Here is a 621-nt window from a genome sequence, read left to right as displayed (position 1 = left end):
TTCCGCCCGTCCGCGTTTCCGCTTCCGTCCGGCCCGTCTGACGCCCCGCCGGTGCATCTCTGCGCCGCCGGTGAGGGCGTCATTTAGATATAGTGCGCCGGACCTGCAACCCCTTTTTTCACCTAAAATGCATTTTAGGCAGCAAGCTCATGAATCTCGATCCAAAACCTGACCGATGTCCGTTTGATCATTGACAGGAAATTGCGTGATGTCTTCTGGCATCGTGTTGCGACACGGCGGAAAAAGGCTTTCAGCCTGCCAAGGAATCGCTCGATCTTGTTGCGTTCCCGGTAGATTGAAGCATCAAATTCGGCGGGCAGTTTGTGGTTGGGCGCGGGCTCTGCCTGAACGCAAACCAGTCCGCCTGGCATTGTCACGCCAACCTGGGCAAGACACATAGCGTTGCAATCCCCGGGGAGATCGGAAGCCTTGCATGCATCGCCCTCTCTTGCGGAACGGCAGATGGCTGTTTTCTGCCCGATTGTTCAGGCCCCAGTGGAATCGGTGCACAAGACCTGGGGCAATCTCGCGTTTGGCCGCGCCTTAGGTCGTGTTGACATTCATTGTCGCCCACCCGCGCGAGACGGATTTTGCCGCTGGCGCCCTGATGTGAGCGCAGCA

1 protein-coding gene and 1 pseudogene are annotated in these 621 nt (G+C 58.0%); both read right to left on the bottom strand.

Annotation, left to right across the window (positions count from 1 at the left end):
• Positions 1 to 134: 134 nt before the first annotated feature.
• A complete protein-coding gene (locus O4H53_RS27245; RefSeq protein ID WP_443069651.1) occupies positions 135 to 371 on the bottom strand; it encodes a transposase in 237 nt (78 codons plus the stop codon).
• A gap of 19 nt (positions 372 to 390) precedes the next feature.
• Positions 391 to 543, bottom strand: a pseudogene (locus O4H53_RS26975) (IS6 family transposase); the annotation flags it as partial.
• Between the last annotated feature and the right edge of the window lie 78 nt (positions 544 to 621).

This window comes from Sulfitobacter sp. G21635-S1, from assembly GCF_027213915.1.
Classification (GTDB): Bacteria; Pseudomonadota; Alphaproteobacteria; order Rhodobacterales; family Rhodobacteraceae; genus Sulfitobacter.
This window is presented reverse-complemented; position numbering and strand designations above follow the sequence as displayed.

What these genes read in the sequence shown, in the direction of transcription:
- O4H53_RS27245 (WP_443069651.1), bottom strand. Translation starts at nt 371, where the DNA reads ATGCCAGGCGGACTGGTTTGCGTTCAGGCAGAGCCCGCGCCCAACCAC.